At 64.0% G+C, this 18,235-nt stretch carries 12 protein-coding genes; 11 read left to right on the top strand and 1 reads right to left on the bottom strand.

Translation table 11 applies throughout. The features are described from left to right. The 5 genes from ACILSQ_RS21780 to ACILSQ_RS21760 form a co-directional block, all read left to right on the top strand. On the top strand, positions 1-429 hold a 429-nt coding region (locus tag ACILSQ_RS21780; RefSeq protein ID WP_395745775.1), incomplete at its 5' end, for a prolipoprotein diacylglyceryl transferase family protein. Between the two features lie 26 nt (positions 430-455). Continuing rightward, positions 456-1,436: a prolipoprotein diacylglyceryl transferase gene (lgt, locus tag ACILSQ_RS21775; RefSeq protein ID WP_395745774.1), complete on the top strand. Its 981-nt coding sequence runs from the start codon at positions 456-458 to the stop codon at positions 1,434-1,436. Positions 1,437-1,529: 93 nt separating this feature from the next. Next, on the top strand, positions 1,530-2,105 hold the full coding sequence (locus ACILSQ_RS21770; protein WP_395745773.1) for an RNA polymerase sigma factor: 576 nt from the start codon (positions 1,530-1,532) through the stop codon (positions 2,103-2,105). Beyond that, positions 2,102-2,632, top strand: a complete 531-nt coding sequence (locus tag ACILSQ_RS21765) for a hypothetical protein (RefSeq protein WP_395745772.1) — start codon at positions 2,102-2,104, stop codon at positions 2,630-2,632. The genes ACILSQ_RS21770 and ACILSQ_RS21765 overlap by 4 nt, the downstream gene beginning before the upstream one ends. A 26-nt stretch (positions 2,633-2,658) precedes the next feature. Further along, a complete protein-coding gene (locus ACILSQ_RS21760) occupies positions 2,659-3,969 on the top strand; it encodes a S1C family serine protease (protein ID WP_395745771.1) in 1,311 nt (436 codons plus the stop codon). 158 nt (positions 3,970-4,127) lie between these two features. On the opposite strand, the gene ACILSQ_RS21755 is transcribed toward ACILSQ_RS21760, so the two are convergent. Further along, a complete protein-coding gene (locus ACILSQ_RS21755) occupies positions 4,128-4,679 on the bottom strand; it encodes a glutathione peroxidase (protein ID WP_395745770.1) in 552 nt (183 codons plus the stop codon). Positions 4,680-4,888: 209 nt separating this feature from the next. Between ACILSQ_RS21755 and ACILSQ_RS21750 the strand changes: the two genes are divergently transcribed. The 6 genes from ACILSQ_RS21750 (at position 4,889) to ACILSQ_RS21725 (ending at position 18,040) form a co-directional block, all read left to right on the top strand. Continuing rightward, entirely contained in the window at positions 4,889-6,142 is a 1,254-nt protein-coding gene (locus ACILSQ_RS21750; RefSeq protein ID WP_395745769.1) for an MFS transporter, read from the top strand. A 695-nt stretch (positions 6,143-6,837) separates the two neighbouring features. Further along, positions 6,838-7,305, top strand: coding sequence for a DMT family transporter (locus tag ACILSQ_RS21745; RefSeq protein ID WP_395745768.1), 468 nt, complete (start codon positions 6,838-6,840; stop codon positions 7,303-7,305). A 434-nt stretch (positions 7,306-7,739) separates the two neighbouring features. Next, a complete protein-coding gene (locus ACILSQ_RS21740) occupies positions 7,740-8,696 on the top strand; it encodes a FecR domain-containing protein (protein WP_395745767.1) in 957 nt (318 codons plus the stop codon). 93 nt (positions 8,697-8,789) lie between these two features. Then, positions 8,790-14,009: a beta strand repeat-containing protein gene (locus ACILSQ_RS21735; RefSeq protein ID WP_395745766.1), complete on the top strand. Its 5,220-nt coding sequence runs from the start codon at positions 8,790-8,792 to the stop codon at positions 14,007-14,009. Between the two features lie 55 nt (positions 14,010-14,064). Continuing rightward, complete coding sequence (locus tag ACILSQ_RS21730) at positions 14,065-15,837, top strand: ShlB/FhaC/HecB family hemolysin secretion/activation protein (protein WP_395745765.1); 1,773 nt, start codon at positions 14,065-14,067, stop codon at positions 15,835-15,837. A gap of 28 nt (positions 15,838-15,865) precedes the next feature. After that, the gene (locus tag ACILSQ_RS21725; protein ID WP_395745764.1) at positions 15,866-18,040 is read left to right on the top strand and encodes a CHASE2 domain-containing protein; all 2,175 of its coding nucleotides are present in this window, start codon (positions 15,866-15,868) and stop codon (positions 18,038-18,040) included. Positions 18,041-18,235 lie beyond the last annotated feature (195 nt).

The raw sequence follows: 18,235 nt of genomic DNA, 5'->3' as shown, positions 1-18,235 counted from the left end.
GGCAGCATGGCGCTGTACAATCAGATCCATGACCTCGGACTTCAGCACAGTCCGGACATCATCGCCTACTTCGAGAAGTTTCGCGGCGGACGGGCGGAGCTGGAGGAGATTCTGCACCCGCGCTACCCGTCTCAGCTTTATGAGGCGCTGGGAGAGGGGCTGCTGCTGAGTGCGGTGCTGATCTTCATCCGCCTGCGCTTCCCGCGGCTGCGGCAGGGCATCGTCACCGGTCTGTTCTTCATCTTCTATGCCAGCGCGCGGATCGCGCTGGAGTTTGTGCGGCAGCCGGACAGCGGTTCATCGCTGATCATGGGGCTGACGAAGGGGCAGTTCTTCTCCACGTTTATGTACCTGGTGGGCGGCATCTTCATCGCCTACGGACTCATCTGGGGGAAGAGCCCGCCCGGGCCAGCTGCGGCCAAGGCCTGATTTTTTCGCTTTCCAAAGCCTGGCGAATGCTTCTCGGCTACTACATGCACGACTTCAGCCCCTTCGTGATCCGCTTCACGGAGAGTGTCAAAATCCACTGGTATGGCCTGGCCTACGTGCTGGGATTTTACCTGACTTACCGAGTGATGCGCTTTCTCGCACAGAAGGGGCTCTCCGAGATCAAGCCGGAGGCGGTGGGGGACTTCATCACGATGGTGGCGGTCTTCGGACTCGTGCTGGGCGGGCGGCTGGGCTACATGCTGCTGTACAGTTTTGACCAGTTCATCCATGCGCCGTGGATTGTCTTTATGGTATGGCAAGGCGGCATGGCTGCGCACGGCGGCATCGCGGGTGTCACCCTCTTCTGCGGGTGGTATGCGTGGAAGCACAAGATCTCCTGGGCGGGCATCGGGGACTCCATTGTCTGCGGCGCACCGCTGGGGGTGTTTCTGGGGCGGATCGCCAATTTCATCAATGGCGAGCTGTTTGGCCGTGTGACCACGAGCCAGTGGGCGGTGAAGTTTCCCACCGAGCTGACTCACCAGGATTTTGTGGAACAGGGCGGCAGCATGGCGCTGTACAATCAGATCCATGACCTCGGACTTCAGCACAGTCCGGACATCATCGCCTACTTCGAGAAGTTTCGCGGCGGACGGGCGGAGCTGGAGGAGATTCTGCACCCGCGCTACCCGTCTCAGCTTTACGAGGCGCTGGGAGAGGGGCTGCTGCTGAGCGCGGTGCTGATCTTCATCCGCCTGCGCTTTCCGCGGCTGCGGCAGGGCATCGTCACCGGGATGTTCTTCATCTTCTATGCCAGCGCGCGGATCGCGCTGGAGTTTGTGCGGCAGCCGGACAGCGGTTCATCGCTGATCATGGGGCTGACGAAAGGGCAGTTTTTCTCCACGTTTATGTACCTGGTGGGCGGCATCTTCATCGCCTACGGCCTTATCTGGGGGAAGAGCCCGCCGGGCCCGGGGGCTGTGGCGGAGCCGAAAGCGAAGGCCTGATGCGGCGGGCAGGGGCGTTTTTTTCGCCCCTTTCCACACAAAAGCCGAACCCGGCGGCGTTAGGCTGGTCAAACACCCCCTGCCCTCTCCCGCATGGAATCCGCTTTTGACTGGAAACGAACCTTTGACCAGCTCTGCCCGCAACTGGTGCTGTATGCGCGCCAGCTCGTGGACTCGAAGGCGGATGCCGAAGACGTGGTGCAGCTCGCTTTTGTGCGCTGGTGGCGGCGTTTTCCAGACGGGGACTCCAACCACATCCCCCTGCTGTATGCGGCGGTGCGCACCATCGCGCTGGATCAGCGGCGCTCCAACCACCGCCGGGTGAACCGGGAGGCGAAGTCCGACATCATGGTGGCGGGTGAAAACGCAGCCGCCTTTGATCCGAAGCCGGAGCAGAAGGAGACGGCGGCCATCGTGGAAAAGGCGCTGCAGGCCCTGCCGGAGGAGCAGCGCGAAGTGGTGACGCTCAAGCTCTGGGGAGACCTGACCTTCAATGAAATTGCCGCTCTCACCGGCGGCTCCATCAACACGGTGGCGGGGCGGTACCGCTACGCCCTGCAGGCGCTGCACAAGAAGCTGGCGCATCTGAAGGCCGACCTCATTGGCGACCTGACCGCCCCTTCCATCAACATCCTGCGTTTCTCCGCCCCTAAGGAGGCCCTGCCATGAACCCTGATCCGAACCCCGACTCCGGTCTGAACGACGACGAACTCGAAAGCCTGCTGCGCGGCCTGAGGCCGACGGCGCCCTCCCCTGCCCTGACGCAACGTGTGGATGACGAACTGAAGCTGGACATGAGCTGGCTGGGCACTCCGCGCCGCAGGCCCCGGCAGCCGCCGCAGTGGCTGATGTCCGCCGGCTGGGCGGCGCTGGGCGCGGCGGCGGCGATCGCGGTAATGAGCTCGCTGACGCAACAGCAAGCGGGCGGTGGAGCGCCGGCGCTGGCCGCAGCCTCCCTCCCTGCACCGGCTTCCACCGCCGTGCCTGCGCCCGCGGTGCTGCCGGTCTCCACCATTCGTGAATGGGATGACGTGCAGGATGACGGCATCCACTACAGCTCCGACCGCCTGCCGGAGCAGCATGTGACATTGATCTCCCGCGAGCGCCAGACGTGGATCGACCCGCGTGATGGCGCGCAGATGACGGTCGAGATTCCCTTGCAGCAGAAGCTGGTGCTGCCGGTCAATTTTCAGTAGTCCACCACCCTCAACCACACTCCCTCATGAAACTCCCACGCACCCTCCTTCTAGCCTGCCTCGGGGCCGCGCCTTTGTGCGCCCAGCAGGTGGAGACGAAAACTGACACGCAGAAGTCCGCCACCGGCGCCGGCAATGCCAGCGCCACGGGTGCTGCCACGGCCGCTGGCAGCGCCGATGGCGTGGTGAAGACGGACAAACAGAGCTCCACCATCCAGGCGGGCCAGCGCCCTCCGCACGGGGGAAACGGCATGCTGCCGCAGCCACAGCAGCAGCAGCCGGAGCAGAAGGCGGTGGCCTACATCGGCGTGCTCACGCGTGAGGTGCCCACGGAACTGCGGGCCCAGTTTTCCCTGGCGGATGGTTTTGGCCTGCTGGTGGATGAGGTGATGCCGGACTCCCCCGCCCTGGCCGCGGGACTGAAGATGTATGACGTGCTGGTGAAATTTGAGGACCAGCAACTGGTGAACATGGAGCAGTTCATGTCCCTGGTGCGGTCCAAAAAGAAGGGGGACGTGGTGCAGCTAGATGTCATCACCGGCGGCAAGGAAACCAAGGTGCCGGTGACGCTGGGAGAGCACCTGGTGGCCGCGAGGGAGACGCATCAGCGCTTCCCGGAAATCGTCGGCGGCATGCCGCCGGGCGGGATGCAGTTCTTCAATGACGGCATGCTGCGCGGTGGCGAGCACCGAGGAGGCTTTCAACACCAAGGCCAGAACCAAAACCAAAACCAGGGCCAAAACCAGGGCCAGGCCATGCGTGAGCAGATGGAGCGCTTTCAACTGGAGATACGCGAGTACCAAAAGCGCGTGCAGGAGTGGTCGAAAAACGGCGGTCAGGGCCCCATGCCGCAGGCACCCATGCTCAATCTGCCAGGTGCCGGAGCGCAGCAGCCGCATGGAGGTGGCGCAGGAGGAGTCGCCGGTGGCGGTGGTGGCGGACGTCATCACAACGGCCACCAGCCGCAGGCGGGCATCATCATGCCCCCAGGTGTGAACATGCCGCAGTTCAACATGCAGATGCAGACGACTGCCAGCGTGAGCCGGCGCGATGACTCGGGCGAGTACACCCTGAAGACTGAAGACGGCAAAAAGATCTTCGTGGCCCGGCCTAACAACGGCCCTGAGCGGAGCTGGCCTGTGAACAACGACGCCGAGCGCCAGGCGGTGCCGAAGGAACTCCGCGACAAGCTGCAAATGATGGACGGCGCGACCAACGGCATTCGCATTGAAATCAATCCCGGCAACATCCTGCCAGGGGCGGGCATGAACGGGCCGGCAGCGCCTGTGAACCCCGCGACTCCGCCACCTGCGAAGGGGAAGACGACTTCGGCGTAGGGGGAGGGGCAAGTTGGGTCAAGACGGGTCAAGAGGTCAAGATGGGGCAAGATAGGTCATGGGTTCCAAGGGGTATGAAAAAGCGGCGGGTGCTGGAGTGCACCCGCCGCTGCTGTCATGGAGATGGAGGTCTGATTTTTTGACGGGCCTGGCTGCGCCTACTTTGCGGCGAGCGCTTCTTTGATGGCGTTGGTGACTTCCGGTGAGTCGGGCTGCACCTTGGGCTCGAAGCGCTTGAGGATCTTGCCGTCCTTGCCGACGAGGAACTTGCCGAAGTTCCACTTCACATCTCCCGGGAAGGGAGAGGTGGGGCCGCTGAGCACCTGGTAGAGCTCGCACTTGTTCGGGCCTTTCACGGCCACTTTGTCAAACATGGGGAAGGTCACCTTGTACTTCAGGGAGCAGAATTCTTTGATCTGCTCGTTGGTGCCGGGCTCCTGGCCGCCGAAGTCGTTGCATGGGAAACCGAGCACGGCCAGGCCGTCCTTCTTGAATTCCTGGTTCAGCGCTTCGAGCTGCTTGTACTGCGGGGTGTTGCCGCACTTGGAGGCGACATTCACGATGAGCAGCACCTTGCCCTGATAGGCTTTGAGAGAGGTGTCTTTGCCATCGATGTCCTTGAGCGGCACATCATACACGGATTTCGGAGCGTCCGCCGCGCTGAGCGCAACGGCAAGAAGAAGAGAGGAGACGAGGGTGAGCAGTTTCATGGGGCGAAACCAACGCCGGAATCAGCGGGAGTGTTGCGCGAGGAAGGCATGAAAAGTGATCTGCTCCTCCGTCCGCACCGTCGCGAGACCTGCCACCCGCCAGCCTGCCGGGGCCGAGACGCCCGAGCTGAACGGCTCTGGCCGGGGGGATGGCCCGAGGGTGCGGTGGCAGTTGATTGAACACCGCCCAATTCCTCGTTCATTGGCGGATGCCCCGCCCCACCCGCGTACGGTATCGTGTCGTCGGCTTCATGCTGGCGCTCGGTGCCATCACTTATCTCGACCGCGCCTGCATCGCCACCTTGTCGCCGGACATCCGGCGGGACCTGGGGCTGAGCAAGGAGCAGATGAGCTGGATTTACAGCTCCTTTGCCATCGCCTATGCGGCGTTTGAGATTCCCACGGCGTGGTGGGCGGACCGCATGGGCACGCGGCGGGTGCTCACGCGCATTGTCGCGTGGTGGTCGGCCTTCACCATGGTCACCGCGGCGGCCTGGAGCTTCGGGTCCATGATGGTCATCCGCTTTCTGTTTGGCGCGGGCGAGGCGGGCGCGTGGCCGGGCATGGCGCGGACGTTTGCGCGCTGGATCCCGCGCTCCGAGCGCGGCACTATCCAGGGCGTGTTCTTTGCCGCGGCGCACGTCATGGGCGGGCTCACGCCCATGATCGCGCTGGCGGTGGCAGGGGTATACGGGTGGCGTTTGACCTTCGTGATCTTTGGCATTCCTGGCATTCTCTGGGCCCTGGCCTGGCACCGCTGGTTCCGGGATGATCCTGAGCAGCACTCTGCGGTGAATGCGGCGGAGCTGGAAAAAATCGTGGCCGGGCGGGATGCGAGCACGGGCCAGCACGAAGGCTGGGCCTACTGGCGGCAGCTGCTGCGGCACCGCAACACCCTGCCGCTGTGCCTCATGTACTTTCCGAACAGCTTTGGCTTCTACTTCTGCATCACCTGGCTGCCGGATTATCTCAAGGAGCAGCACGGGTTTGACTCCATGCGCCTGGGCTTCTTCGCCGGACTGCCCCTGCTGCTGAGCCCGGTGGCGGACCTGCTGGGCGGGCTGACCACGGATGCCGTGACGCGCCGCTTTGGGCTGCGCATCGGGCGTGCGGGTGTGGGCGCGGCCTCGTATCTCGTCGCCGGCATCGCCATCCTGCTGGCCACCACCGTCACGAATCCCGAGGTGGCCGCGTGGTGCATCGCCACCGCCGTGGCGGCGAGCATGTTCACCCTGGGCGCCTCGTGGGGCGCGGTCATCGATGTGGGCGGCAGCCACACCGGCGTGGTGGGCGCGGCCATGAACACGAGCGGCCAGATCGGCAGTGTGATCTGCCCGGTGATCGTGATCTGGCTGCAGCAGCACTACGGCTGGAACGCCCCGCTGCACCTCATCGGCGCGCTCTTCCTGGTGGGCGCCGCCGCCTGGGCCTTCATCAATCCGCACCGGAAGATCTTTGAATAGACTTCCGCGCACTGGCATGAAGCCTGAATGGATTGAACCACGGATTTCATGAGCCGCACGGATCCATCCTCTGATTTCAGTTCCGGTCATAGCATTTTCCAAAACCCCTTTTCAAAATGGGCGTGCAGATGCTGCGCAGCGTGTTGTGCAGCGCGGTATTCCGATACCGCGTCGGCACCGCATCGGTATCGGAATACCGATCTACATCGGGCTCCGCCGCTCGCGTGCTGCCTGTTCTGGCAATGAGTTTTACGATTGAGCTGTCTCCGTGGCGATCTGTGGTTTGAGACTTAGGCATCATCCACAGCCGCGTATTTCCGAGGTGGCGAGCCTGTGCATGTTCGGTTTGCCGCAGAGGGGCAAAGTTGCAGAGGGAGCAGAGATTGAATTTCCTTGGAGGTGTTCTCGGGACAGCGCAGCGCTTGTGGGTCGTAGGTCGGTTGTGTTTGGCGTGGCAGGCGTTCTCATGTTCCATTGCCCCCTTCGCCAAACCGGCCTGACTCGAAGTCTTTTCCGGGAACAAGTCTGTTCTCTGCTCCCTCTGCCTCCCTGCCCCTTTGCGGTAAATCGGACGTCCTTTCGACTTCCAAACGACTCCGCGGAGAATGCCGCCCCGCCCTTCCGCTCATCGCGCCAACAGCCCCGGCTTGCTTTTCACTTTCCACCTCACGGCTTTTCCGCATTCTGGCTTCATCATGCTCAACCACCTCATCTACGCCCTGTGGGCCTTTGCCGCCGGGGCGGTCATCCCGGTGATGGCCACCTTCAATGCGCAGCTTGCGCGGTCCATCGGCAGTGCGCCCGCCGCGGTTTTGATTTTGCTGCTCGTCGGCTTTTTCGGCGCGATGGCCTACCAGCTCTCCACCCGCACGCCGCTGCCGGAGGCGGCCACGCTGCTCAGTGCGCGCGGCTACCTCTACACCGGCGGGCTGATGGTGGTGTTTTACATGATCAGCGTCACGCTCCTCATTCCCAAGTTCGGCGTGGGAAACACCATCCTCTTCGTGGTCTGCGCCCAGATGTGCAGCTCCGCCCTCATCGATCACTGGGGCCTCTTTGGCGTCCCTGTGCGTCCCATCTCCTGGCTGCGCCTCATCGGCCTGCTCGTCATCCTCGCCGGCCTGGTGCTGGTGCAGCTAGGCGCGGCGAAGGATGCGCGGTAGCTCGATCACGGGCAAAGTTTCAGGTTTAAGGTTTCAGGTTTAAAGTTGCTGCGCCTCCTCCTCCGCATCCCTGCCACCGCTCCTCCCAGCATGATGAGCAGCGCGCGTCCTGGCTTTCGGCGCGGTGGCTGCAGCGGCGACGGAGATGCTGCCGGTGATGAAAAGCTTCCCGCAAGTTCGAGCGACTGACCGCTGGGCTGGGAGAAACCCGTGCCGTCGTGGCTGCCGCCCTCCTCCCCCAGACCGGTCCCCCTCAGGGCAGGCCCCGGTGTGGGCATAAAGCTACCATTTAGTTTACCAATCTCTTACAAGCACAATTCTCAGTCATGGATATTATAGGAACTCTTACGATTGACGCAAAGTGGCGGCATCTCCAAACCATGGCAGAGTTTATTTTTTGACAGTGACCTATGAATTCCTCCATAATCCACTCAATGAAACTTTTCGCTGCACTCGCGGTCTTTGCTTTAGCAGGGCTCGGCTTTGCAGCGGATGCGTCCTCCAATGGCACCGTCTCGGTGGCGGTGGGGACGGTGACGCTGCTGCCGTTGGGCGGTGGCGCTGAAATGGCACTGAAAGTGGGCGATCCCGTGCCAGTGGGCTCCACGGTGAAGACCGGGGCTGGCGCGCGCGCGGTGATCAAGACGACGAAGCAGTCGGCCATCCGTATCGCGGAAAATTCGCAGGCGGTTTTCATGGAACTCGTGGACTCTGACACGGCACCGAAGGTGCTGGTGGACCTGAAGTCCGGCAGTCTCGGCGCGCTCATCCAGCCCCAGGCGCAGTCCACCATGGACTTCAAGGTGAAGACGCCCAGCGGGATCGCCGCGGCGCGCGGCACCATGTTTGCGGTCGCGGTGGAGGACGGCAAAGGGTTTGTGAAGGTGGAGCACGGCAAGGTGGACGTGACACCCACGAATGTGAAGAAGCAGGCCCCGCAGAGCGGCAAGGTGACCATCGTCAGCGGCAAGGTCACCGAGACACCGCCGGGACAGCCAGAGCACGCTTTGAAGGAGGGAGACATCGTCACGGTGGGCAGCACGCTGAAGACCGGAGCTGACTCCCACGCCACCGTCACCATGACCACGACCTCCGCCATCCGTCTGGGTCCTGACTCCGAGGCGGTGGTGGCTGAAATCGTCGAGTCCAAGGATGCACCGAAGGTGCTGGTGGACCTGAAGAACGGCACGGTGGGCGCGCTGGTGAAGCCGGAAGGCTCCGGCAAGATGGACTTCAAGATCAAGACGCCCAGCGGCACCGCCGTGGCAAAGGGCGCGTTTTACTCCGTCTCGGTGGAGAACGGCAAAGGCTACGTGCAAACGAAGGACGGCGAGGTCGTCATCGTCCCGCTCGAGACCGCCGCCACCACGACTCCCAAGGCTCAGCAATAACGCACTGAAAAAATGCCTTCGGGATGTCCAGGACTGCGGCCTGTCCGCGCCCTCGTCTGGAGTGGCGCGTTATGGCTTTTCGTGCTTGCCCCAATGGCTCGAATTTCGGCGAATCCGACTGGCGGCGTGGTGGTGCAGGGAGAGGCGCAGATCCTCGGCATCCAGCCCGGGCTCACCACCATCCACCAGCAGACGGACCGCGCCGTCATTGACTGGAGCAGCTTCAACATCGCCGCCGGGGAGCGCACGCAGTTCATCGTGCCGGACGTCACCTCCGCCACGCTGAACCGCGTGCTGGACGGCGGCCCTTCCCTCATCGACGGCACCCTCACCTCCAACGGCCAGGTGTTTCTCATCAATGCCAGTGGGGTCGTGTTTGGCCGCGGGGCGGTGGTGGATGTAGCGGGGCTGACCGCCTCCACCCTGGACCTGAGCAACCGCATGTTCATGGCGGGAGGCCCGATGGCATTTTCTGGTAGCAGCACTGCGGGGGTGACAAACGCCGGCAGCATCCGCGCCTCCAGCGGGGATGTGTTTCTCATCGGCTTTCAGGTGCACAATTCCGGGGCCATCCGCGCGCCGAACGGCACCGTGGGGTTGGCCGCGGGAACGGACGTGCTGATCATGCCCGCTGGGGATGAGCGCGTGATCGTGCGCAATGCCGCGGGGCCGCAGCGCCGCACAGGCGTGAGCAACAGCGGCCTCATTGAGGCAAACGTGGCCGAGCTCAAGGCGCACGGCGGGAATGTGTATGCGCTGGCGATTCGCAATACGGGGCGCATCGCCGCCACGGCCGCCACGAAGCAGGGCGGGCGCATCCTTCTCAGCGCACCGGGCGGGCAGATTGACAATCGAGGCACGCTGGTGGCGCGCGGCCCCTCTGGGAATGGCGGGCAGATCCGGATTGATGCCGGCAGCAGCGGCAAGGTGGGCCTAGGCGGGCGGGTGGATGCCAACGGCACCACGGGAAAAGGCGGCAGCATCTCCGTGAACGGCGGAGAAGTCACCGTGCGCCGCGCCATCCGTGTGACGGCCGAGGGTGAAACCGCGGGCGGGCAGATCGACATCAATGCCACGGCGCAAAGCAGCGCCAACACTGCCGCACTTGCCACGGTGATCGATGGCACCATCAGCGCCGATTCAGCCGGCGGCAAAGGTGGCGTCATCCGCCTGGGTGGCAGCACTCTGACACTCGGCGGCACCGCGCTCATCAGCGCCAGCGGGGCTGCGGGCGGAGGCAGCCTGCTCGTAGGAGGCGGTGCGCAGGGGCTGGACGCGAGCATGGCCAATGCCACGCAGGTGCAGATTCAGTCCGGCGCAGTGCTGGCGGCGGATGCCACCCGCAGCGGCAGCGGTGGCAGCGTGGTGGTCTTTGCCAGCGGCACCCTCACCTTCAACGGGGTGCTGCAGGCACGCGGTGGCGCGCTGGGCGGCGATGGCGGGCAGGCGGAGATTTCCGGCAAGCAGGCGCTCGTACTCGAATCCCTCAGCGGCCACATCGACCTCAGCTCACCCCGGGGCCGCGCGGGCAGCCTGCTGCTGGACCCGAATGACATTCTCATCTCGGACTGTGTGCCAGGAACTACCATCAGCAATCCCGCGCAGGCGAATTATCTGAAGGCCTCGGACATTTCCTGCTGGCTGGACGCCAACTGCGGCAGCCTCATCATCCAGACGGATCGCGGGGCCGGCGGTGGTGCGGGAAACATCACGCTGGAGGGCGTCATCCAGTGGAGTTCCGCCACCAACCTCATCATTCAGGCCGACCGCGACTTCATCATGAGCACGCAGGAGACCGGCAGCAGCAGCATCCTTTCCCAGGGCAGCGGCGATGTGACGATCACCGCCGGACGAAGCCTGCAGATGCAGGCGGGCGCGCAGATTCTCACGGATTCAGGCAACGTGACGATCAGCGCGAATCAGAATGCCACCAACTTTCCCGGAGACTTCCATGCCATCGTGATCGGCGGGCAGATCGCCACGGTTTCCGGAGACATCACCCTCGCGGGCCGTGCTGGAGACACCGGCGGCGCGGGCACCGCGGCCATCTGGATCATGGACAGCGGCACGCTGAGCACGCAGGGCGGGCGCAGCGGCATCATCACCTTGCAGACTACGGGCGGCCCGGTGGTGGGAGACGGTGCGGTGACCACGGAGAATCTGAAGCTCGCAGGCGCGGGCGGCTTCTACTTCAACGCGGCCGACAGCGCCATCGAAACCCTCGTCACCGTCGGCGGCATCGGGTCGCTGCAACTGGTGAATTCGCTGGGGCTTACGATCGGCAGCATCGGCGCGGACAGCGGGCTCAGCGCGGCCGGAGACATCAGCATCACCACGACGAACACGGATCACATCCGCATCAATCAGGCCCTCACCTCCCAGGGCGGCACGATGGTGCTAAACGCCTTTGGCATCGAGGTGAATGGCAGCCGCGTCTCCACCACCGGCAGCGGCGCCATCTTTCTCACCGCCGCGCGGGAGATCGATGTGAACTCCGGCGCCGCCATCTCCGTGGTGGATGGAAAACTGGAGCTGAATGCCAATCAAAGCACCACGCCCACCGGCGGAACTTTTGCGGGCATCATTCTGAACAACGCCACGCTCACCAGCTCCGGCAAAGGCGCCATCGAGCTGAACGGCCATGGGGGCGACACCGGCAGCGGCAATGTGGGCATCCTCATGCAGCATGGGTCCACCATCCGCTCCACCTCCACGGCGGCGGGTGCGGGCGGCATCACGCTTTACGGAACCAGCGGCGGCGGCGACAGCGGCAACAAGGGCGTGGCCATGCAGGATGCGGGCACCGCCATCAGCACGGCCAGCAGCAGCGCGGCCATCGCCATCACCGCCAGCGGCCTGGGCACCGGCGTGGCCAATGCAGGCGTGGACCTCGGCGCGCAGACGGCCATCACCAGCCCTGCGGCCATGATCATCAGCACGGACAGCGTGGCCATCTCCGGCGCGGCCACGGTGGGTGGCAGCGGCTCGCTGGCCATCCGCACCGTCTCCGCGGGCACCAGCATCGGCCTTGGCGATGGCGCGGCGGGCAGCCTGCTCATCGATTCCGCCGGCATCGGCGCCCTGGCCTCCACACTGAGCCACGTCACCATCGGCGCGGCGGATTCGGGTTATGTGGACGTGCGCTCCTCCACCTGGCGCGCGCCTTTGACCATCCTCACGCTGGGAGAAATCGCAGTGAGCGGGCAGCTCGTGGATCTGGCCGGAAGCGTGACGCTGAATGGCGCGGACACCGTGCTGGGCGGCGGCATCACCTCGGCGGGCGGGGTCATCCTTATCAGCACGCACGTCACGCTCAGCGCCAGCAGCACGCTGGACAGCACAGGCGGCGGCACGGTGGCAAACGGCGCGGCTATCACGATCACCGGAGCCATCAATGACGGCAGCAGCGGCCATGATCTCACGCTCAATGCGGGGCTCACGGGAGACGTCAGCCTGCAGAGCAGCGTGGGGCAGAGCGCGGCGCCGCGCACGGTGAGCCTCACCGGCGGCAGGCTGGCGGGTGCGCCGGAGATCCATGCGCAGACTTTCAGCGCCACCTTCAATGGGGTGATGGACCTCTCCCACCTCACGGCAGACAGCGTCTCCGTCACTGGCCGCAGCGGGAATGACACGGTGATGCTCTCGGCGCAGCCGGCGAGTCTTGCCGTGAATGGCGGGGGCGGCACCGACACCGTTTCTTTTGCCGCCGCCACGGGGCCGGTCAGCCTCAGCGCGGCCAGCTTTACCAGCATCGAGAATCTCATCGGCTCCGCCAGTCAGGCAGACACGCTGGTGGGCGCGGCGGGAGGCAGCGTGTTTCTCATCACAGCGAACAATGCGGGCACGCTGGGAACGATGCACTTCAGCTCGATTGAAAACCTCACCGGCAGCAGCACGGGCGCGAATCAGTTCACGTTTACCAACCAGGCCGTGCTGGATGGCGGCGTGAGCGGCGGTGGAAATCCGCAGACGGTGCTCGTCATCAATGACAGCAATCTGCAGAGCGGGCAGACCTACATCATCGGCGAATCTTTGATCACCGTGGGCACGCGCAGCTATGCCTTCACCGGCGTGAACACCGTGGGGCTGAGCCTCGGCGCGGGCAATGACAATGCCGCCACGAGCTTCTACACCTTCGCGCAGAACCTCAGCGGCGGCGGCGGCACGGACCAGCTCTTTGTCGATGGCACGAAGGAGGTGACCTCTCCGCTGACGAAGCCAGGCTTTGGCACCATCAGCACGACGGGTTTTTCCACCAGCACGGTTATTTTTCCGGTGACGAATGTCTTCCTGCAGAACTTCAATCCCGGCGGTGGTGGCGGCGGCGCGAGTTCTTCGCAGACGAACAACTTCAACTCCGCGGGCGTGGCGGGCGGCCTGGGAGGGCTGGGCGCGCAGGGGGCGGCGGGTGCGCTGGCGGGCGGTGCGGGCATCGCGGCCACGGCCTCCACCTCGTCCTTTTTGGGCCAGACCTTTGGCACCGGCAGCGGCTCCATGGGTGGCGGTGGCCCGGCCAGCCTTGGCACGCAGTCCCAGCTCAGCAACAGCACCTCCGCCACCGCGGAGCGCGAGCTGAACATGAGCCTCGGAGGAGACGGCACCATCCGCCTGCAGAATGGCGGCGGGCAGATGTCCATTGGCGCAGGCGGTGGCGCGGCCAGCACGGGCACCACGGCGCAGCTCAATGCCGGCATGAGCCTGCTGGCGCAGAGCGAGCTGGCCATCGGCGCCATCGGCAACGGCGAGGTGCCCCTCACTGTGCAGGCGGGCGCGCAGTCCATCAACATCGGCAATCCTGTGCCATCCCTCGTCGTGCAGCAATTTCTCAATCAGGTCACGAGCCCGGAGTCCTTCAGCACGCTGGTGAAAGCGCTGGGCGGTGATGGCACCGCACGCCTCGAATTCATTTCTGGAAGCAGCACCATCGAGGTGAATGGCAAGCTGGTGCCTTCCAAGATCGAAAACGTTCTGCTCGCCAGCATTTCACCGGGAGCCTTTGGCGAGCTCGCCTCCGCGCTCGGTGGGCGCGGCGATTATGTGGTGACGGATTCCATGGGACTGGCCGTGATGGACGCCTCCGGCGCCCCGGCTCCGCCCGAAGTGCAGACTCACCTTCATGCGCTGCTCGGTGCTCCTGGCGCGCAGGCCCTTTCGCTTGCCTTGGGCGAGGAAGGCACCGCCTTGGTGGTCTCCTGGGACGGCATGGAAAACACCACGCTCGACGGCACCGCGCCCGGGCCCTTCGTCATTCTCAAGCTGAACAACGCCACCACCCCGCAGAGCCAGGAGGAACTCGATCATGCACTGCGCTGATGACACCCTTCTCGCCGTGCCTCTCCCGCAGGAAATGAGTTTTGCCCATCACCTTATGTTCTCGTTTTCATTCACCCGCTTCCTTGTGATGGCGCTGGCTCTTGCAGTGCTCCCCGCCAGCCTCCGCGCCCAGGAGTTTCCCAATGCCACGGGTGCCGGCACGCTGGTGGACAAGCTGCAGATCCCCCGCGCGCAGAAAGCCGCCGATGCCGCCGCGCCGCAGAAACCGGCGATCGACAATTCCGAGGGTGACCCGAAGCCGCTGGGCGTGAACTTGAAGGGCCTGCATCTCATCTCGAAGGCACCTTCCTCCAAGACTAAAACCCTGCCCAAAGACATGAGCGGCGTGCTGGTGGTGGACCCCGCGCTGCATCTGCCGGCCGGACTGGCGGATGCGCTGGAGCGGGAGTTCATGGGCCAGCCGCTCAGCATGGCGCTGCTGAACCGCATGGTGAAAAAGATCAACAAGAGCTACCAGGCCACCGACTTCCCGCTGGTGGACGCCTACCTGCCGCAGCAGGACATCACCCGCGGGCACGTGCAGGTCATCGTGCGTGAAGGCGTGCTGGGAGAGGTGAAGGTGGAGGGCGCGAAGCGCTCCAATTCTGGATATATGGCGCGACAGATCCGCGTGCAGCCCGGCGAGCGCATCGACACCCGCCAGATCTCCAGTGATGTGGCGTGGCTGAATGAAAACCCCATCCGCAATGTGAACGTGGTCTATGAGCGCGGCAAACGGGAGGGCACGAGCGATCTCGTGCTGCAGACGAAGGAGAACAATCCCGTCAAAGCCTACGTAGGCTATGCCAACTCCGGCCTGCGCGCTACGGGGCTGAACCAGATCTCCGGCGGCATCAGCCTGCTGCAGCTCTTTGGCACGGAGCAGTCGCTGAGCTACAACTTCACCGCCAATCAGGAGCTGGACCGCCTGAAGGCGCACGCGCTCATCTGGGACATCCCCTTCCCCTGGCGGCACCGACTGCAGCTCCTCGGCGTGTATGTGGACTCCGCCACGCAGTCCGGCCAGGCCGCCGGTCTGGTGGGCGTGAACGGCCGCAACCGCCAGCTCACCGCCGCCTACACCATCCCGCTGGCCAGTGCGTGGAGCAAAGTGCAGCACAAGGCCACGGTGGCGCTGGACTACAAGAGCAGCACTTCAGACATCATCTTTGGCGGCTCCACCTTCTCCAAAAACACGGCGGAGATCTTCCAGTTCCGCGCGGGCTACAACATCACGGTGAATGATCCTCTGGGCTTCACCCGCTTCGGCATCTCCGCCATTTACAGCCCCGGCAACGTGCTGGGCCACAACAACTACGCCGCCTTTGACAGCCTGCGCGCCGCCTCCCAGGTGAAATACTGGTACGCCAAGGCCGAACTCGACCGCCTCATCCGCCTGCCGGCCGGATTCTCCGCCCTCCTGCACACCGCCGGGCAGTACTCAGACAAACGCCTGCTGCCCACCGAGCAGATGCTGGCGGGCGGCTACCAGACGGTGCGGGGGTTCAATGAAAGCTCCGCGCGTGGCGACCGAGGGATCATCGCCAACGTTGAACTGAACATGCCGCTGCTGCACCTGGCAAAGATCAGCGGCAAGCATGCGGACAACCTCAACACCTTTGCCTTCTACGATTTCGCCTACCTGGAGAGCGTGGGCAGCTACGCCTCCGAGCCGAATCTCAATCTGCAAAGCACCGGCCTGGGCCTGCGCTACAACCTCGGCAGCCATCTCGACCTCCGCCTGGCCTACGGCTGGACCCTGCGCAAAGACGGCCTCATCGCCGCGCCCTCCGGACGTTTGCACTTTGGGATGAATGTGAAGTATTAGCCAGCATCCCTCACTCAGTTTCGCCGTCATGAGCAAACGTAAACGCAAACTCGGCAGTCTCCGCTTTGAGCTCCTCCTGCTGCCGCTGGCGCTGCTGCTCGCGCTTGGCTTCCATCACACCCCGCTCGGGGAGGAGGTGGAAAACCTCACGCTGGACTGGCGCTTCAAGGCCCGCGCTGCCTCGGACCCGCCCGCGGCACCGGAGGTGCTCGTGGTCGCCATTGATGAAAATTCACTGGCCAAGCTGGGCCGCTGGCCCTGGGCACGCGACGTGCACGCTGATTTCATGACCCTGCTTGCCGCCCGTGAGCCCGCAGTGGTGGCATTTGATTTACTCTTCACCGAGCCCAGCGCTGATCCCGCGCAGGATAAGAAATTCGGTGAGGCTCTGGGACGGACAACGGCATCCATCACAGGCGCTATAGCGGAGCAGCTTGAGAACGCAAAAAAGTTCGATGCTGAGTACGCAGGCAGCACCATGGCCATCGAGAACTTCAAAGGCGACCCCGCCCGCCTCGTCGGCTATGACACGGGTCTGATTCCCGTGCCGGCCATTGGAGAAAATTCCCACGTCGGCTTTGTCAATGCGCCGCCCGGTCCCGACGGCGTGCGTCGTCAGCTTCCGCTGGTGGTGCGCTGCGGCACGCGTGTGTTTCCCAGCCTCGCGCTGCGGGCGCTGCTCACCCGCGAAGGCGTGGAGACCAATGTGGTGGAAGTGGTGCTGGGTGAATGCATTCGCATCAAAGGTCCGCAGAAAACCTGGCAGATCCCGATTGATGGCCAGGGGCGGATGACGATCAACTACCGTCATCCTGACACGTTCAGCGTTTCTTCCTACTCAGGTCTGACGAAACGTCTGCTCGAACTCCAAGTCGAGGAGTGGCCAAAGAACGATCCTCCTCTCACAGGCAAAGTGCTCTTTGTCGGCCAGTATGCCGCAGGTCTCACCGATCTCGGGCCCACTCCGCATGGCCCGCTGACCCCTCTGGTGCTCACGCATGCGAACGCGCTCAGCAACATCCTCACCGGAGACTACATCCAGAAGCCCGAGATGCTTCATCTCATCGGCATCTGGGCGCTCCTGGCGCTGCTCACCATCCTCCCGGTGCGCTACGGCCGCATCTGGTTGTCCGTCCTGGTACCCGCGTTGTTTGTGGGTGCGTATGTGGTGGCTGCGTTTTATTTCTTCCAAAAGCAGAGCCTGCACCTGCCGCTGGCGTGGCCGGTGCTCGGCTTCGTCCTGGTGGAGGGCGGCGCGTTTCTGCACCGCCTGGTGCTGGAACTGCGCGCCAAGGGGCGCATCAAAGGCATGTTTGGCACCTACATCTCGCCGCAGCTGGTCGATCAAATGATCGCTTCCGGTGAAGACCCCAAGCTCGGCGGCCAGGAGGCGGAGATCACCGCCTTCTTCAGCGACATCGCGGGCTTTTCCACCTTCTCTGAAAAGCTCACGCCGGAGCAGCTCGTGACGCTGATGAACGACTACCTCTCCGAGATGACCGACATCCTGCACGACAACGGCGGCACGCTGGACAAGTTCATCGGCGACGCCATCGTGGGCATGTTTGGCGCGCCGCTGCCCTTTGAAGGCCACGCCTACTATGGCTGCCGCGCCGCCCTGCTCATGCAGAAACGCCAGCTCGAGCTGCGTGAGAAGTGGCGCAAGGAGGGCGGCTGGCCCGGCATCGTCTTTGAAATGCAGACCCGCATCGGCCTGAACTCCGGCCCTGCCATCGTCGGCAACATGGGCTCCCGCCGCCGCTTCAACTACACCATGATGGGGGACAATGTGAACCTCGCCGCGCGCAGCGAGAGCGGCGCCAAGAGCTACGGCGTCTTTATCATGACCACCGGCGAGACCAAGGCGCTGGCGGAGAAGCATAAGACCGACATCGCCTTCCGCTTCATGGAGCGCACGGTGGTCAAAGGACGCAGCATTCCCGCGGAGATGTACGAAGTCGTCGGCTTCAAAGACGAGCTCTCCATGAAAACCAAGGAATGCCTGGCGCTCTTCCAGCAGGGCATCGACGCCTACCTCGCGCAGAAGTGGGACGAAGCCAGGGACCTCTTCGAACGCTCCGACCGCCTGGAGATCCACGAGTACTTCAATCCCTCCAAGCTGCTGCTCGAACGCTGCGCGGCCATGAAGGAAAACCCACCCGGCCCGGACTGGGATGGGGTGTATGTGATGAAGACGAAGTAGGCGGGAGGTTCATGCTGCCAGTGCGGCTGCGGAGAGGCGCTGCACCTTCCACCGGACACTTCGCCAAACCGCCCGGCTTCGGGGATGTTCGTATGCCGTGGTGTTTACAGCGCTGATGTACGGGCAGGCTCTCGCCACGCCCATCCTACGGACGAGCATGTTTCGCCGGACTTGAAATTCCGGGCCGAGTTCAGT

Source organism: Prosthecobacter sp. (assembly GCF_044227185.1).
Lineage (GTDB): Bacteria > Verrucomicrobiota > Verrucomicrobiia > Verrucomicrobiales > Verrucomicrobiaceae > Prosthecobacter.
The sequence above is the reverse complement of the archived record's forward strand: the minus strand, read 5'-3'. Positions and strand labels throughout refer to the sequence as shown.